This window comes from Leptospira congkakensis, from assembly GCF_004770265.1.
GTDB lineage: Bacteria > Spirochaetota > Leptospiria > Leptospirales > Leptospiraceae > Leptospira_A > Leptospira_A congkakensis.
Genome location: NZ_RQGQ01000016.1, coordinates 1 through 15,543, shown reverse-complemented (window position 1 = coordinate 15,543; position 15,543 = coordinate 1). Strand labels below are relative to the sequence as shown.

Annotated in this window: 15 protein-coding genes; 7 read left to right on the top strand and 8 right to left on the bottom strand. The window is 38.4% G+C overall.

The window, feature by feature from the left end; genetic code table 11:
• Positions 1 to 30: 30 nt before the first annotated feature.
• From EHQ70_RS10485 to EHQ70_RS10470, 4 genes are read right to left on the bottom strand one after another with little or no spacing between them, the layout of a single operon-like run.
• On the bottom strand, positions 31 to 1,101 hold the full coding sequence (locus tag EHQ70_RS10485; RefSeq protein WP_135586190.1) for a mannose-1-phosphate guanylyltransferase: 1,071 nt from the start codon (positions 1,099 to 1,101) through the stop codon (positions 31 to 33).
• A 52-nt stretch (positions 1,102 to 1,153) separates the two neighbouring features.
• Positions 1,154 to 1,405: an RNA chaperone Hfq gene (hfq, locus tag EHQ70_RS10480; RefSeq protein WP_135571899.1), complete on the bottom strand. Its 252-nt coding sequence runs from the start codon at positions 1,403 to 1,405 to the stop codon at positions 1,154 to 1,156.
• Positions 1,406 to 1,426: 21 nt separating this feature from the next.
• A complete protein-coding gene (gene miaA / locus EHQ70_RS10475) occupies positions 1,427 to 2,317 on the bottom strand; it encodes a tRNA (adenosine(37)-N6)-dimethylallyltransferase MiaA (RefSeq protein ID WP_135586188.1) in 891 nt (296 codons plus the stop codon).
• Entirely contained in the window at positions 2,314 to 2,820 is a 507-nt protein-coding gene (locus EHQ70_RS10470; protein WP_135586186.1) for an FYDLN acid domain-containing protein, read from the bottom strand. Before EHQ70_RS10470 ends, miaA begins: the two co-directional genes overlap by 4 nt.
• A 104-nt stretch (positions 2,821 to 2,924) precedes the next feature.
• Here EHQ70_RS10470 and EHQ70_RS10465 point away from each other — a divergent pair, with 104 nt between their 5' ends.
• Positions 2,925 to 3,704, top strand: a complete 780-nt coding sequence (locus EHQ70_RS10465; RefSeq protein ID WP_208729535.1) for a pyridoxine 5'-phosphate synthase — start codon at positions 2,925 to 2,927, stop codon at positions 3,702 to 3,704.
• Here EHQ70_RS10465 and EHQ70_RS10460 read toward each other — a convergent pair.
• On the bottom strand, positions 3,673 to 4,680 hold the full coding sequence (locus EHQ70_RS10460) for a tetratricopeptide repeat protein (RefSeq protein WP_135586182.1): 1,008 nt from the start codon (positions 4,678 to 4,680) through the stop codon (positions 3,673 to 3,675). The genes EHQ70_RS10465 and EHQ70_RS10460 overlap by 32 nt on opposite strands.
• A 112-nt stretch (positions 4,681 to 4,792) precedes the next feature.
• Between EHQ70_RS10460 and EHQ70_RS10455 the strand changes: the two genes are divergently transcribed.
• Entirely contained in the window at positions 4,793 to 6,631 is a 1,839-nt protein-coding gene (locus tag EHQ70_RS10455; protein WP_135586180.1) for a S41 family peptidase, read from the top strand.
• A gap of 48 nt (positions 6,632 to 6,679) precedes the next feature.
• Positions 6,680 to 8,281 carry an L-aspartate oxidase gene (gene nadB / locus EHQ70_RS10450; RefSeq protein WP_135587174.1) on the top strand — a complete coding sequence of 534 codons (1,602 nt, stop codon included), beginning with the start codon at positions 6,680 to 6,682 and terminating at the stop codon, positions 8,279 to 8,281.
• Positions 8,282 to 8,468: 187 nt separating this feature from the next.
• Here the strand turns inward: nadB and EHQ70_RS10445 are convergent, their stop codons facing one another.
• Positions 8,469 to 8,684, bottom strand: a complete 216-nt coding sequence (locus EHQ70_RS10445) for a hypothetical protein (RefSeq protein WP_135586177.1) — start codon at positions 8,682 to 8,684, stop codon at positions 8,469 to 8,471.
• A gap of 282 nt (positions 8,685 to 8,966) precedes the next feature.
• Here EHQ70_RS10445 and EHQ70_RS10440 point away from each other — a divergent pair, with 282 nt between their 5' ends.
• Together EHQ70_RS10440 and EHQ70_RS10435 are read left to right on the top strand one after the other, a co-directional pair.
• Positions 8,967 to 10,088 carry a tyrosine-type recombinase/integrase gene (locus tag EHQ70_RS10440; RefSeq protein WP_135586175.1) on the top strand — a complete coding sequence of 374 codons (1,122 nt, stop codon included), beginning with the start codon at positions 8,967 to 8,969 and terminating at the stop codon, positions 10,086 to 10,088.
• A 147-nt stretch (positions 10,089 to 10,235) separates the two neighbouring features.
• On the top strand, positions 10,236 to 11,129 hold the full coding sequence (locus EHQ70_RS10435; RefSeq protein ID WP_135586173.1) for a hypothetical protein: 894 nt from the start codon (positions 10,236 to 10,238) through the stop codon (positions 11,127 to 11,129).
• Positions 11,130 to 11,296: 167 nt separating this feature from the next.
• Here the strand turns inward: EHQ70_RS10435 and EHQ70_RS10430 are convergent, their stop codons facing one another.
• Complete coding sequence (locus EHQ70_RS10430; RefSeq protein ID WP_135586171.1) at positions 11,297 to 11,596, bottom strand: DUF805 domain-containing protein; 300 nt, start codon at positions 11,594 to 11,596, stop codon at positions 11,297 to 11,299.
• A 240-nt stretch (positions 11,597 to 11,836) separates the two neighbouring features.
• On the opposite strand from EHQ70_RS10430, the gene EHQ70_RS10425 reads away from it, so the two are divergent.
• Both EHQ70_RS10425 and EHQ70_RS10420 read left to right on the top strand, forming a co-directional pair.
• Entirely contained in the window at positions 11,837 to 13,015 is a 1,179-nt protein-coding gene (locus EHQ70_RS10425) for an acyltransferase family protein (RefSeq protein ID WP_135586169.1), read from the top strand.
• Positions 13,016 to 13,119: 104 nt separating this feature from the next.
• Complete coding sequence (locus tag EHQ70_RS10420; protein ID WP_135586167.1) at positions 13,120 to 13,707, top strand: DJ-1/PfpI family protein; 588 nt, start codon at positions 13,120 to 13,122, stop codon at positions 13,705 to 13,707.
• Positions 13,708 to 13,767: 60 nt separating this feature from the next.
• On the opposite strand, the gene EHQ70_RS10415 is transcribed toward EHQ70_RS10420, so the two are convergent.
• Entirely contained in the window at positions 13,768 to 15,171 is a 1,404-nt protein-coding gene (locus EHQ70_RS10415; protein WP_244288298.1) for an SH3 domain-containing protein, read from the bottom strand.
• Between the last annotated feature and the right edge of the window lie 372 nt (positions 15,172 to 15,543).

The following is a 15,543-nucleotide window of genomic DNA, read 5'->3' as shown; positions in this document are numbered from 1 at the left end:
TCCTTATATCAAGCCTGTTCTGTCAAATTTCTAGTCGAGGTACTTTTGTAAAACTTTATTTTTCCTCATTGTGGATAACATCGCTTTGATATCACCAACTCCATCACGAGAAGTGACAAGTAAAACGTCTGGTTCTTCCACAACGATGAGATCTTTAACACCAAGAAAGGCAATGAGTTCCTTCTGAACGGAAGAAATATTTCCGGAAGCCTTATGGTATAGCACTTCTTTTCCTTGGTGGTGGTTCTTTTCTTTATCACCCGGTAAAATTCGTTCGAGTGACATCCAAGACCCTACATCATCCCAATTGAAGGTTGCTTCCACCATTCGGATCCGATTGGATTTTTCCATAATGGCAGTATCAATCGCTTCCGAAGGAAGCATTTGGAAGGCAGTTTTTAAATCCCCAAAACTCTTAAAAGGAAATCCATTTTTTAAAGGACCTAAAATATGAGGGGCATGACGTTCCAATTCAGAAAGAATGGTTTCTGTCCTGAATAGAAAAATCCCTGGATTCCAATAAAAATTCTTCTTTTTAATATATTTTAGAGCGGTTTTAAAATCAGGTTTTTCAAAAAAAGCTTTTACCGTATAACCTACATCAGTTGGTTTTCCGGTACTAATATAACCGTATCCCACTTCCGGGCGATTCGGTTTGACACCGAGAAGAACCATTCCATTTTCCGTCTCGTATAAAGCTTGTTCTATGGTTTTAGTAAATTCTTTGATGGGATCAATAAAAGCATCTGCTGACAATACAATGAGATTTGGATTCCCAAATTTTTTCTGGAAGTAAAGGGCCGAAAGAGCGATGATCGGCGCAGTATTTTTTCCCTCTGGTTCTAAAATGAAATTGGTAGAAGGAAACTTAGGATCTTTTTTGAGAATCTCCGCTTTTAAGTTGGCGTTGGTTCCAATATAAATTCTGTCGAGAGTTGTAATGGTGAGAGCACGATCAATGGTCTCACGAAGAAGAGTTTTATTAGAATAAACTTTCTGAAGTTGTTTGGGAGAATTGGTGCGGGAGCGAGGCCAAAACCTCTCCCCCTTTCCACCAGCCATAATGAGGACAACCGGGGATTCTTTTGGTAATTTTGCCATAGGGTTTGGAACCAGAATTTAGTAATCGAAACAGAGGAAAACCAGAAAAGAGTTAGGCTCCTCCCGCTTCTTTCGGTGTTTCTTCACTGTGAAGTTTGATGGGTTTTGCTGGGATGATGGTAGAAATCGCGTGTTTGTACACCAAATTCTGTTTGTTATCGTTTTCTAAGATGATGGTGAAGTTGTCAAAACTAACAACCTTTCCTTTCAGCGGAACTCCGTTTAACAAGTAAATTGTGAGATCTATTTTCTCCTTTCTTGCAGTATTTAGAAGTTGGTCTTGGATATTATTTTTTGCCGACATTGGACATCCCGAGTGATTTCTCTATATTTTATCTATATTTGTATACAGTTGGACAGCGGCTTCGAAGGAAATGGGCGAAAGTATTGGATCTTTTTTGAACCAAGTGATCTGTCGTTTCGCATAATTTCTATGGCTTTGGGCCAACTGCTCAATGAATGTATTACTGTCGATGGTTCCATTTAGGAATGCAAGCGCAAAATTGTAACCTAAGGTTCTTAGCCCCGGACAGTCAGGTCCAAACTTGGAAACCACTTCTTTTGTCTCCGCTAACATACCCGTGGTGATCTCTTTCACTCGTTCATCGATCCTCTGGTAGAGGATTTCACGAGGCCAATCCAACCAATGCCCAAGTACTTGGACGTTTGGATAATCTCTTAAATAACCTCCGACCGTTTCCTTTGAAACCTCTGACCACAAAACGCCAGTGAGTACGACTTCCAAAGCCCTTTTGATTCGGTATCCATCTTGCGGCGACAAAGTAGCGAGTGCTTTTGGATCTTTGTCAAAAAGTTGTACCCTTGCTTCCTCTAAAGGAAGTTCCAAAACATAATCTTTGGTTTCCTTGGGTACATTTGGTACGGGATACATCCCCAAAAGAAAAGCACGAAGGTAAAATCCTGTACCGCCAATGAGAAATGGAATTTTTCCTCGGGATTGGATGTCTGCGATGGCTTCGCGAGCCCAGAGGGAGAATTGACTTGCATTGATGGATTCGTTTGCAGTTAAAAAACCAACAAGCCAATGGCGAATGTGAGAGGACTCTGCTAATGTGGGGGCCGTTGTGCCTACCGGAAGATCCCGGTAGACTTGGCGTGAGTCAAAAGAAACAATTTCGAAACGTTTGGGGTCGAGAGTTTGGGTGAGCGAGGTCTTTCCAGACCCAGTGGGGCCACCAAGTACGGGGAGGATCACTCCTCTTCCTCGGTTGCGGCCTCCTCTTCTTCAGACTCTTCCAATTCTTCCGTTTCTTCCATGAGTTCATCATCTTCCAAAACTGGCTCTTCCTCTTCTTCCACTTCGTATTCAGAACTTCGGATGGCTGCCATTCTAGATTTGATGGCCGGTTTTGCCAATTGGTCGGCACCGCATTTAGGGCATTTTTTTTCCGGTTTGTATAAATCGTAAAATTTCGTACCACAAGAGTAACAATTGAACTTTTTGCCGAGAGGGTTATTCGGATCAATTTTGACGGCCGGAGCCTTCGCTACAGGAGCCGGTTTGTCTTTAGCGGCTACCACTGCTGTTTTGGGGGCTGGTACGGCTTTCGCCTTGGTAGCGGGGGCTTTCGCGCCGGCTACGGCCTTTTTTTTATCTTCCTTCGGGGAAGAGGACTTGGCGTCCTTGGTTGGTTTTTCTTTGGCTACCGCTTTTTTCTTGGGCGGGGCCTGCTTCTTGACTGCTTTTTTTGCGACCATAAACGTACTTTTGACAGTTTTGGAAATCCCCTCTCGGGGACAACCTTTTTGAAATTGGACGGTTTTCTCCTGGATGAAATTTAATGAAAAGTTTTTTTTTTCCTATGACCCAATTAAGTGTCAATGTCAACAAGATCGCCACTCTCCGTAATTCTCGCGGTGGATCCATTCCTAGTGTCATTCTAATCTCAGAAATCATCTTGGATGCTGGTGCATACGGCATTACCATCCACCCCAGAGAAGATGAAAGGCATATCACCAAACAAGATGTATTCGAAATTCAGAATTTTCTAAAATCTTACAACGAAAAAATGATAAAAAACGGATCTCCGAAAAAGGAATTCAATATTGAAGGAGAACCAAGTGATAGGTTTTTGGACCTAGTCCTTGCTGCAAAACCAGACCAAGCCACACTCGTGCCGGTGAAACCTGGGGAAATCACTTCCGATCATGGATTTGACTTAAAAAACAAAACAGTGTTCCAAACCTTAAAACCAATGGTGGAAAGGTTAAACAAAGAAGGAATTCGAGTCTCTTTGTTTATGGAAACGGATTTTGAACAGTATCCTCTGGTAAAGGAACTCGGGGCGGAGCGGATTGAGCTGTATACTGGACCTTTTGCTTATGCTTATGAAAATTCAGCTGAAGATGGTGCCAAAAGTTTTAAAAGTTATGAATTGGCAGCAATAGAAGCCCACAAACTGGGATTAGGTGTCAATGCAGGCCACGACTTAGACACAAACAATTTAAAACTTTTTGCCAAACTCCCTCATTTAGCGGAAGTATCCATCGGCCATAGACTAGTAAGCCAAAGTCTTGTGGATGGAATGGAAAAAACCATTGGAGATTATCTCAAAGTTCTTTCGATAAAAAACGAAGTTTAGAATACTGTGGGTCTTGTTCTAGAAGTAACTTGGCGGCCCTTTCTAAAGCAAGGGCCAATTGACCTTCTAGTTTTCCCTTTCGTTTTGCCGATTGGATTTCAGATAAAAAACTACGAATGCCTTCTCTTCCTTGAGATTCGTTTCCAGATGAGGCGGCAAGTTTTACTTTTTTCCAAGCCTCTGTGATGGGCGCACCAGGTCGGAAGGTTGTCCCTTGCAAGGGAACTCCCGCTTCTGTTCCAAGAGAAGAACTAACAGATACCACACCCGCACTGGCACCTACAGCTTCTTTCCCAGTTTCCCCCCTGTGATAACTTGCAGTGTCCCAAATCCGAGAAAATGGATCGGACTTCATTTGGTCGGCATACAATCGTTCCTTATAAGAAAGAGAAGAGAGGCGAATTTCTTTTTGGATTTGTGAGCGGTCAGCTTCGCTCAAGTTTTGGAAACAATCGGCAAGAACCCCTCGTCGCAAACTTTCCTTTGTGAGAACACCTCGTTCGGCAAGAAATAGAAAAGATTCAGATTTTGGCGGTTTGTTATCCTTACAGAGTTTTTGAGTTTCTGTAAATACAGCGAGGACTTCGCCATCTCTGGAATGTGCCTTTAAATCTGGTAAATTTCCGGATTTTTCAGCGGAAATTCGTAACATATTTTTGTAGAGGCTATCGTTTGGATTTTTTTCTAGAGCCTTTCTAAAGGCAGTATAACTTTCAGCGAAATTACCTCGGTGGTATTCGAGTAATCCCCAAGTATAACATAAATACCCATCATCGGTATCTCGAGTTCGGCAAACGTATCTTAGTCGGGACATTGCTCCCTCTCTCGATTCGGAGGACTCCCAAACATCCAAAAGCACTTCTTCTAAGAAAATTAGTGTCTCCAAACTATAAGGATCTCGGGTTGGGTTCTTTTGTGGTTCGGAAGTACAAAACCCAAGGGAAAGAGCGAAAATCAGGACAACCAAAGGACGCATTGCACCGTCTATGATATACGTGTGTCCTAGATTTGTCCCGATTTTTTTTGAGTTGCATGGACTGGAAAATCGGAAATTCTTAGGATAATCTATCCACTTTACGAGAGATCCCTTGAAACGAATTGTTTACCTACTTTCCTTTTTCACCCTACTCAGTTTTGCCCTCCCGGTAGGATTCATTTCCTGTGAACCGGAAGCAAAAAAAGCTCCTAACCGAGTCACCAATTTTACATACCAAGACTTCGAAACCGTGGTCAAATCGGTAGATAAATACTATATTGATAAAAATATCAATAAAAACCGAGCTTTCACTGATGCAGCATCCTTTGCCGTTCTTAGTATGCCTCACCCACTTTATATTTACCCGGAAAGTTATTTTAACGAAAGAGAAAAATACGATGACAAAGAAGATCTTTGGCCAGGAAAAACTTTTAAAATTTCCCCTTCCGACAAATTCGTGTTATTTGATCCAGACTACACTCTTGTAGAAAAAATTCAAAAAGAAAAATTAAAGAAAAACGAAAACAGAAAACTTTCTGATGCAGAACTAAAAAAACTCATCGAAAAAGAAAAACTGAAAAAATCCGTCATCGCTTCCAAATGGGAAGAAATCAATTTTTCACGTAAAGAATTTGATCGAGTGATCTCTTATATACAAGATAATTTAGCAACTTATAAAACACCAGTTCTCAAAGGACTTGTAGAACTTGACGGAGAACTTCCAGAAGAAGAGGAAGATAAAAAAGAATTTAGCATGGAACAAGTGTTTCTTGCAGCTGCCAATGGTTATCTGAATTCTCTTGATCCACATTCCAACGTTTTCCTAAAAGAAATGTGGGAAGAGTCCATGGCAAAAATCAGCGACGGTTCCTTTGAAGGAATTGGAGCCATCCTTTCTGGCGGGGGAAGCCGTGAAGTTGTAGTAGAAAATCCATTAGAAGGAAGTCCAGCAGTCCGTGCCGGAATTCGTAGTGGAGACACAATTGTTGCCGTAGATGGTAAGGTGATCAAAAACCTTTCACTCGACAAAGTGGTAAAAAAAATCAAAGGTCCAAAAGCTACAAAAGTAGTTCTTACCATCACTAGAAAAGGGAATACAGGAAAAACGGATATCGAAGTGATCCGTGATAAAATTACGATTAAAAACGTAACACATCATATCGTAAAAGAAAATCCGCAAGTTGGTTATATCAAACTTACTGGTTTCGTAAAACCTGGTCCAGGTGAAGATGCAATTGAAACACAAATTACCAACGCAGTTGTGGAGATGGAACAAGAAGCCAAAGAAAGTGGAAAACCACTGAAAGCTCTTATTTTAGACTTACGCGGAAATTCTGGTGGGTATTTGGATCTTGCTATTGATATTGCTGATATGTTTATCGAAAAAGGAATGATTGTATTCACAAGAACTCCATTCCGTAGCGATGAAGAAAAATATGCAAAAAATAAAGATATCACCAAACTTCCTTTAGTTGTGTTGATCAATTCTAAGTCGGCTTCTGCTTCTGAAATTGTTGCCAGTGCCATCCAACATCATGGTCGTGGTATTTTGTTAGGTGAAAGAACTTTCGGAAAAGCAACCGTTCAAAGTTTGAATAACCTAGAAAACAATCCTGATTATTTACTCAAAATCACAAATGCAAGATACTATTCCCCATCCGGAAAAACCATCCAAGTAGTAGGAGTATCTCCTGACATCGAAGTTTCAGAAGAACCAGATGGTGGATTTCCTTTCCGTTACCGTGAAGAAGATATGTGGAACCACCTCCCTCTCATTCCACACGAAGGGGTTGTAAAATCTAAATTTAATGTGAACGGTATCAAAGAATATGCAAAGAAAAATGGAAAAGCTGACGCTTTCTTAAAATCACATGTAAACGATGCCATCAAACCAGATTATATGTTAATCAGAAGTTTGGATTACATTGAAGGAATGTTAAATACAAAATAATCCTTCTTCTAAGAAGGATTTTGATTGAATACAATCATTGGAAAACAAGTGACACGAATTAAATCGGATTTTTTGATTATTGGAAGCGGAGTGAGTGGCCTTTTTACTGCGCTTAAATTGGCTCCGCTTGGATCCGTAGTGGTTGTTACCAAAAAAGCAGACTACGAATCCAATACCAATTATGCACAAGGTGGGATTGCTTCTGTTTTTGATGACAAGGATAAGTTTGAAGAACATATCAAAGACACCTTGGAATCCGGTGCGGGGCTTTGCGATTTAGAAGCTGTGCGAGTCCTTGTCGAAGAAGGGCCCACTCGGGTGAGGGAACTTCTTGATTTAGGAGTTCCTTTTACCAGAAACCAAACGGGAGAACTGGACCTTGCCCGTGAAGGTGGACATAGCAAAAATCGAATCATCCACTCTTTGGATAGAACCGGTAGTGCAGTAGAACAGTCGCTACTTGACCATGTTCATGCAAACAAAAACATTCAAATTTTAGAGAACCATGCCTGTGTGGATCTAATCACCAAACACCATTTAAAGGACAAAGACAATCTTCCTTTAAGGTGTTATGGAGCCTATATTGTGGATACAGAAACAGGAGAGGTTTTCCCTGTTTTGGCGAAAAAAACAATTTTGGCAACCGGTGGGGCGGGCCAAGTTTATCTGCATACTACCAATCCCAATATTGCAACTGGCGACGGTGTTGCCAGCGCTTACCGTGCAGGTGCTATTGTAAAAAATATGGAATTCTATCAATTCCATCCAACTTCCCTTTTTCACGAACAAGGAAATAGTTTTTTAATATCCGAAGCTGTTCGGGGTCATGGTGGCATCTTACGAGAGATAGGTGGTAGACCTTTTATGAAAGACTACCACGATATGGGTGAATTGGCACCACGTGACATTGTGGCTCGTGCCATCGATGATACGATGAAAAAAAGAGGAGAACCTCATGTCCTTCTCGATATCACTCATAGACCTGCAAACGATATCATCAACCACTTCCCATCAATTTATGAACGTTGTAAAAAACTAGGGATAGATATCACAACAGATCCCATTCCCGTTGTGCCTGCGGCTCACTATATGTGTGGTGGTGTGGCGACGGATCTTCTCGGAAGAACCAATATTGCTGATTTGTATGCTTGTGGAGAAACCACTTGTACAGGAGTTCATGGGGGTAACCGATTGGCGTCGAATAGCCTACTCGAATGCCTTGTGTTTTCACACCGAATCGCGGGAGATATTCGTGACCAGGGTAAACTCAGTTATTCCGCAGAAACAGATCTCATTCCTGATTGGAACAAAGAAGGAACTACAAACACAGAAGAATGGGTTTTGATTTCCCATGATTTGGTAGAAATTCGAACCATTATGAGTAATTATGTGGGAATTGTCCGCTCCGATATGCGACTAGAAAGAGCCCTCCGACGATTGAAACTAATCTCAGAAGAAGTGAAAGACTATTACAATCGGACTACTGTATCTCTTGGATTACTCGAACTTCGTAACTTGGTGAAAGTGGCTGAACTGATTGTTCGCTCTGCTCTTCTAAGAAAAGAAAGTCGTGGCCTTCACTATAGTACGGACTATCCAGAAGACAGAACGCCTTCTAGACAAGATACCATCCTTTCTCACAAACTTTAAACAACAAACAAATATTAAGCGCCAGGGACCCTAGCGAAAATCCTTTCTCGCAAGAGAAAGATTGCAGCGGAGGGCCCGGTCCTTTTAAGAATCAAATACAAATCCAAAACCAAATTGGAGGCGCCCACATAACTTAGATTTGACGCATTCAAAGCTAAAGAAGTCAGTGGATTTCACCAAACAGTCGCTATCCTTTTAGCCCCAGAATGGTATAAACGATTCCAAAAATGATGGGAAGGATCGAATAACTAAACACATGAATGAAGTGTCCTCTTTTTTCGCCCCATTTTTGTTTCATAGGTTCTAATTTCCAAAAGATGCCAGGTTTGTAGATGCGTAAGATGTACGTTGTAGTTCCATAAAGGATAAAAAATATACCGAGTCCTACCGTGATTAAGTTCATAAGTTACCTTGATTATCGTATCTTGTGCGAGAATACGAACTTTCCAAGAAAAAAAATCGTTAGGAGAAGATTTGGGTATCAAATGAAGTGAGGTTGTGGTAAAGAGAAGGCATTGGGTGGCGGGTCTAGAACCCCTCCCTAATCAGGGCGGGGATACTAGATTCTCACACACCAACCGGCGAATACTCGAAATTCGAATAAAAACTCCGCTCCTCCCAAAATTTAAGAACCAAACAGAAAAGAAACCACCTAATCAACTACCAACACAAGGTTAGGTGCTATATGATCAAACTTCGTTTTTCTCTCGAGGACAGTCGATTTCATTTACGATTTCGATTTTCAAAAATCTTTTTCACCATTGCAAAAACCATTCCTAATGGTTGTTACCATCCAAAGGATAAGTCTTGGTCATATCCCAACGATCCAATCATCCTAAAACAATTACTAAGTGCATTTGAACCTCATGATATCCGAATATTACCAAAAGAAATTCCAAAAAAATGTGGAATTCTAGAAGATTTTTTCAAAGCAACAAGGGATAGAAACTTTACCTTTTGTACGACCAAAACATATTATTCTCATCTGCTTCGATTGTTAACTTTCACAGAAAAATTACCTTCAAACATTAGAATGTTAGATTTAGAAACTTATTTAGATTATTTGGTAACAGAACGCAAAGCAAAAGCCGCAAGTATCAGATCCTCGAGACAAGCATTTATCTTTTATTTTCGTGAAGTGAGAAAACAATTCACTCATTTAAAATTTCCACGAATGAAAGTTGAATCAAAACTTCCAGAGGTTTTATCAGCAGAAGAAACAAGGGCAATCTTCGATGCACTTCCCAATAGAAAACATAAAATATTACTTCTTATCAGTTATTCCTCTGGTCTCAGAGTCAGCGAAGTGATCCACCTAAAAATAACCGATATCGATTTGAAACGAAATATGGTTCGAGTCACACAAGGTAAAGGAAAAAAAGATCGATACACAGTGCTTGCTTCATCACTAATCGAGGAACTAAAAGAATATTTAAAAGTAAGGGAATACAACTTACTCTTACGACAAAGTTATAATGAAGTACGTGCCAATCCTTGGTTGTTTCCTGGTGCTAAAAATAGACCACTTCATATCCGTACGGCGGAAATGATATTCACAAATGCTGCTAAAAAAGCAAAAATCCAAAAGAAGGTGAGTTTTCATAGTTTGCGACATGCCTTTGCCACCCATCTCTTAGAACTGGGAACGGATTTACGAATGATCCAAACTTTACTCGGGCACACAAGTGTCCGAACCACTCAGATTTATACAAAAGTGGCAAGAACTCGGTTAGAAAATATTGTTAGTCCCTTAGATCGAATTCCGACCACAACGGATAAAAACAATCCGAGTGGAGATAAAACGTAAAACTAATAAAAACACATTCACAAATAAAAAATAAATAAACTTTCTAATCCTGATAAGAACTGATCTTCCAAACAATTTGTTGACGAAATCCAATCTTCCTTTACATTACAATCCATTCTCCCTTGTATCAAAAACCAGAGCATAACAATGAAACAGCGACACCTAACCACTGCCTTATTTTTACTTTTTCTTTCTTCTCAAATTTTTGCCCAACTCAAACCAGAGTTAGAAAACGACTGGATTCGATCCAAAAGTTTAGGACCGGTTATCGATAAATCCGCCATTCGCTGGAACTTTATCGCCGAGATCAAAGTAGACAACTTAGAAAGTATCCATGGTTATGAAGTCAAATGGCCGGAAAAAACCAAATATATCTCAGAAACAAATAAAATAAATCCAGGAGATCTTTTTCTATCGAGTGAACCACTTTTAGAAAAAGAATACCAGTGGATTTACGAATTAGGAAATACAAGTCTATTCTTTACCTTCGAAATCACAAATTCTAAAGGCGAAAAAAAGACTTTGAATGTTCCTATTAACTTTTCAGAAAAAAGTAAAGAAACCCTTCGTCTGTTTATGGAAAAAAATCTGAATATCAAAAAAGAAACTGTTAAAGTTCCCTTTCTCCGCAACTTAGATGGCAGGCGTTGGTATGTAGGAAATTCAGGTGAAAACAACGAACAGGTGTTAATTGAAATGATTCCAGAAGGCACAAAAATAGAAACATGGACCGAAATCTATCGATTGAACCTTTTAAAAACAATTGGTACATCCAATAGAACTAACTTTATGAATGCGGTCAAAGATGGTCTTTCCGAAAACTGCCCTAGTCTTGTTTTTAACACCATCACAGAATCGCCAAATGAAATCATCTACGAATGGTCACACCAAGGATGTAACGGTTGGCCTGCATCCACTGAAATCACTCGCATGATCTCTAACCAATCAAACTCAACAATGTTTACCTTCGCAAACCAAACAGGAAAAGTCTCCAAACAATTACGTGAAACTTATCTTACCATTTTAGAAAAAGAAAAATAAGATTCGGTGCGTTCCCAATCCAAACAATTTTTAGATCTTAAAGGTAAAGGGTCGGGCCACTCCGGGGTCCGCTTTTCGCTCCCGTCACCCACCATCTAACGATAGCAGGTGACCAAGCCCTTTGTCTCCCTAACGCTGGAAGGGAAACAAAATTTTGAATTAAATTTCTAACCTTTTCCTTTTTGAGCCCAAAAGAAAATCAGCACAAGAAGTCCAATTCCCGTAAGTCCAATCAATTGCCACCAACCACTCATTCCTACATCATGCAAGCGTCTTGAACCCACACTCAAACTTGGCAACAGGATTGCTAAAGAAAAAATTCCTCCAATAAGAGGAAAGATCATGTTGAGAGCAGCACTGATAATGATAGAGGCAACAACCCACCACCAGAACTCTGGTCGCTTTGCTTTGCCGCTAAAATCAGCATACTTTTGTAAACATACCTTAATCGCATCTTGGAATGACATATAGTTTTACCTTCCAGTGAATCACTTATTTTGTTTCGTTACAAACGAGGCAAATTAGAAATTAATTATTTATAATGTAAAGTAAAAAAAGGCAAATCCTTCTTCTTTTGAATCTTTAAATACAAAAACATTCCAAAAAACGAAGCCATTCTAAACAACTACCAAGCGTTATAGAATCCAAAAAATCCACTCGACGAAGAGGTTGTTTGTTTTCTAATATGCAAAAGGGTTAAAAGACAAATGTTTTTATGGAAAGCACTACAATCAACATGGATACGTAAACATGGAGAAAACGAAGCCCTAAATGGTTTACGAGCGATTGCGATTCTAAGTGTTCTTTTTTTCCACACAGTGCCCAGTATCGGAATGATTGGTTGGGAAAATACGTATTTCACAAAATTCTTACATACTTTAGATTCTGGTGTTGCTTTATTTTTTGTATTAAGTGGTTATTTGATTTCAAATGGACTTAAAAGAGAATGGTTGCTCAACCAAAAGATTGATTATAAACAATTTTTTATAAAACGTAGTTTGAGAATTTTTCCTGCCTATTATTTTTATTTAATCATAACCTATTTAGTGGTTACAGCCATCCTCCAAAAAGGAGGAGAAAACTTTTCTCTAAGTGGCAACCAATCAGACCCGAACAGTTCTTTATTGATGTCTTATCAAAATTTTAAATATGATTTAATTTACTTATCTGATTATTTTGCAAGTTATAATATACATACATGGTCTCTTGCTATTGAAGAAAAGTTTTACTTGTTTTTTCCATTTGTAGCTGGTTTATTACTTTTTTCTTTGAAAGGAAAAAACCAAGGATTCACCCTTCTTTTTCTTTATTTATTACCTTTGGTCTTCAGAGTTTTTTATTATGTTTCGTATGGTCCAAACATAGAGGCCTTTCACCAATTTCATATGAGAATCGATGACCTGATTGCAGGTATCATCGTAATGGAAATAACAAATAATCAAAAAATACGAAAAAAACTAGAAGAATTCAAATATCATCTTTTGGGTTTTGCTTTTTTAATCTATGTATCCAATTTCATTCTATTGGTTTCCGAAAATTCATTCTATAAATCTATTTTTTCTTACAATTTATACAATCTCTCCTTTGCTCTTTTTCTGGTAGTTGCCATCCTTGGAAAAAATCAATTTCAAAAAATTATGAGTATTGGATTCTTCCGTCCTATTGCAAGATTAAGTTACACTATGTATCTTTGGAATTTATTACTGGCACCAGTTGCTTTTCAATCGTTGGCTAAACCTCTAAAACAAAATGGTTTTGTGACACCAATTCAATTTGGTATGGTCACACTTCAATTTTTTGTTTATACGTTTGTTTTTAGTATGATTCTATATGTTTTGATCGAATATCCGTTTTTAAAATGGAAATCCAAATTAGAAACGAAATGATGATACTAACTACCAAACCATTCGACAAATTATAAATTTAATAAAAAACAAATTCAGAGTCCTTCTACCGATCACCATTCAAAATAATAGAGGAAAACTTACCCATGTTACAAATAGGAATCCTTGTATTTCCTGAAGTGGAAGTGATGGACTTTGCAGGTTCCTTCGAAGTCTTTTCACTCGCAGAAACAAACAACCGCGAAAAACTATGTAATGTATTTCTTGTCGCGGAAAAAACAACTCCCATTCGCGCTAGAAATGGACTTTTCGTTTTACCCAATTTTAATTATACAAACTGTCCTGACATGGACATTCTCATTGTCCCAGGTGGATACGGGGCAGAAGAATTAGAAATCAAAAACAAAACAACACTTAGTTGGATCAAAGCGAATTACTTAAAAGTTAAGCATTTAGCTTCTATCTGTACAGGTGCTTTTCTATTGGCAGAAATTGGAGTTTTAGATGGATTAGAAGTCACCACCCACTGGATGGACATTGAAACTCTCAAAAACAACTATCCAATGTTAAATGTAAAAGAAAACGTTCGATACACAGACAATGGAAAAATTCTAACTTCTGGAGGAATTTCTTCCGGCATCCACATGAGTTTTTATCTCCTCCAAAAACAGTTCGGACTAGAAGTCGCCTTAAGAACCGCCAAACGTGTGGAATACGATTGGAATCCAAGTTGAGATAGATTAAAAGAAAAGCCAATTAGTCAACTCGTGCGTGGCAAAACAAACATTAACAAATTATTTTGTTTTTTGCAAAGTTCCGTTGATAAACTTGTATTTGCTTACTTTTTTGGATTTTTGAGAGAAATTTTCATCTATACGACAACCATCAAGGCTTCCATCGAAAGCAAATTCCACTCTGTCGTCTATAAATCTTACCCCGCTAAAATCATCCTTTGGCGAGAAACTTAATACTTTCTGATAATCACCATTTTGATAAACAAAAAGATCACCCATAAAACTATTCAATCCATCCGTATAACAAACAAAAATTTCAGGGATTTGATCCTTGTTTATATCCACAAAATACAATTGAGATGCATCTACTAAGTGGAAATAATCTTTATTTTGGTTTTGGTAAACAAAAATGGAGTGCCCTAGGTTATTTTCTCGAGTCTCATATTCAACTTGGAAAAAATTGAATTTATATTTCTCCTTGTCTTGCACCTTTTCCACGGAAAGGGCTTTGTAGTTTTCTACATTTAGTATTTTTAATAGTTTCGGATCATATAATTTGGCGTATTTTTTTTCTGTATATGCTTTTACATTCTCTACCAATATAACATCTTTCTCTGAGATCCAAAGAGTCATTGCATCGCATCCTTCCATGTTATTATAAAGTTCATCTACTAAATAGTAATTGATCCCTTTATGATTAGCAATCCCCGAGATGAGTTCGATGCCACCATGAATGTTTGAATTATATCCATTTTCTCTGCTGCCACAATAAGAAGGAAGACGTTCGGTATCTTCATCGGCACCAGGGTATGCCACAAAACCATCCAGGTTACGTATATCCATCCAAAGTTTATTTTTTTTTAATATGGGGTCATTTATATAATGTGAATGTTTATAAGTAAAACCCCCATAGATAAAACCTTTTTCACCTTTTTCAGTTTTGACTAAATACCATATATCAAAGCTAGAATCGATCTGCTGAAATAGTTTTCCGATAGCAAGGACAAAAACTTCCTTATTTTGCGGCAACAAAGTGATAACCTTTGCATCTAAAAAAGGTCTATCTCGTAATCTCAGATTTTCTTTCCTCGCGTAAACACTGTTGTAATCGCTTTCTTCTAAATTATAGAATACAGAGATAAAATTATCTTTTATATCAGTATTAAAAGTTCTAGGAAGAAAACCTACTTTACCATTAAAAGAAACTTTCCAAAAATTTCGATTTGGATGATCTATTACATCCAACTTGGAACCCTCTGGTATGGTTAAGAGAATCTCACTCTTTACATCAGTATTTTTATATAAGGGAGAATTCCGAATTGTGAAAGCAAATCCGCTGATTACGTTTTGTTCTTCATTGAAAGATTGTATTTTTTTGCATTCAAAAGAAATGATAAGAAGTAAAACCAAACAAAGGGCTTTTTTCATATAGTAAAAAAGAAAGGTTTCTTTTATCTCATTCAAGTATTTTTACAGGCCTAAGGACTTCTTTATACTTATTAGGCCCTATCATTTAACAGAAACCAGTTTTGATATATTAGGGTTTCATACATATTTTTACAAAGTAACAATCCATAAAATTCATATCATTACTCCCTATAACTTCGAATCCCAATACACTTCAGTCTTATAAAACTCTTTACTTGTACCAAATTTCCCTAATGAATTCGATTTCTTTCTTCAACATGCCTAGGGCGCCGAACAGCATACATGGATGTATGCGTGCGAGAGCTCTGGCCACGGAGGGCCAGGCGAACGCGAGGCGCCCTAGGCATGTTGAAGAAAGTATTAACGCTGAATGGGAAATAATAAGTGGAAGGTGTCTTGCCCAATTGA

Excerpts from the sequence above, each read along its gene's own strand:
- EHQ70_RS10485 (WP_135586190.1), bottom strand. The coding sequence starts at position 1,101 with ATGGCAAAATTACCAAAAGAATCCCCGGTTGTCCTCATTATGGCTGGT.
- hfq (WP_135571899.1), bottom strand. The coding sequence starts at position 1,405 with ATGTCGGCAAAAAATAATATCCAAGACCAACTTCTAAATACTGCAAGA.
- EHQ70_RS10470 (WP_135586186.1), bottom strand. The coding sequence starts at position 2,820 with ATGGTCGCAAAAAAAGCAGTCAAGAAGCAGGCCCCGCCCAAGAAAAAA.
- EHQ70_RS10465 (WP_208729535.1), top strand. The coding sequence starts at position 2,925 with ATGACCCAATTAAGTGTCAATGTCAACAAGATCGCCACTCTCCGTAAT.
- EHQ70_RS10460 (WP_135586182.1), bottom strand. The coding sequence starts at position 4,680 with ATGCGTCCTTTGGTTGTCCTGATTTTCGCTCTTTCCCTTGGGTTTTGT.
- EHQ70_RS10445 (WP_135586177.1), bottom strand. The coding sequence starts at position 8,684 with ATGAACTTAATCACGGTAGGACTCGGTATATTTTTTATCCTTTATGGA.
- EHQ70_RS10440 (WP_135586175.1), top strand. The coding sequence starts at position 8,967 with ATGATCAAACTTCGTTTTTCTCTCGAGGACAGTCGATTTCATTTACGA.
- EHQ70_RS10435 (WP_135586173.1), top strand. The coding sequence starts at position 10,236 with ATGAAACAGCGACACCTAACCACTGCCTTATTTTTACTTTTTCTTTCT.
- EHQ70_RS10430 (WP_135586171.1), bottom strand. The coding sequence starts at position 11,596 with ATGTCATTCCAAGATGCGATTAAGGTATGTTTACAAAAGTATGCTGAT.
- EHQ70_RS10425 (WP_135586169.1), top strand. The coding sequence starts at position 11,837 with ATGTTTTTATGGAAAGCACTACAATCAACATGGATACGTAAACATGGA.
- EHQ70_RS10420 (WP_135586167.1), top strand. The coding sequence starts at position 13,120 with ATGTTACAAATAGGAATCCTTGTATTTCCTGAAGTGGAAGTGATGGAC.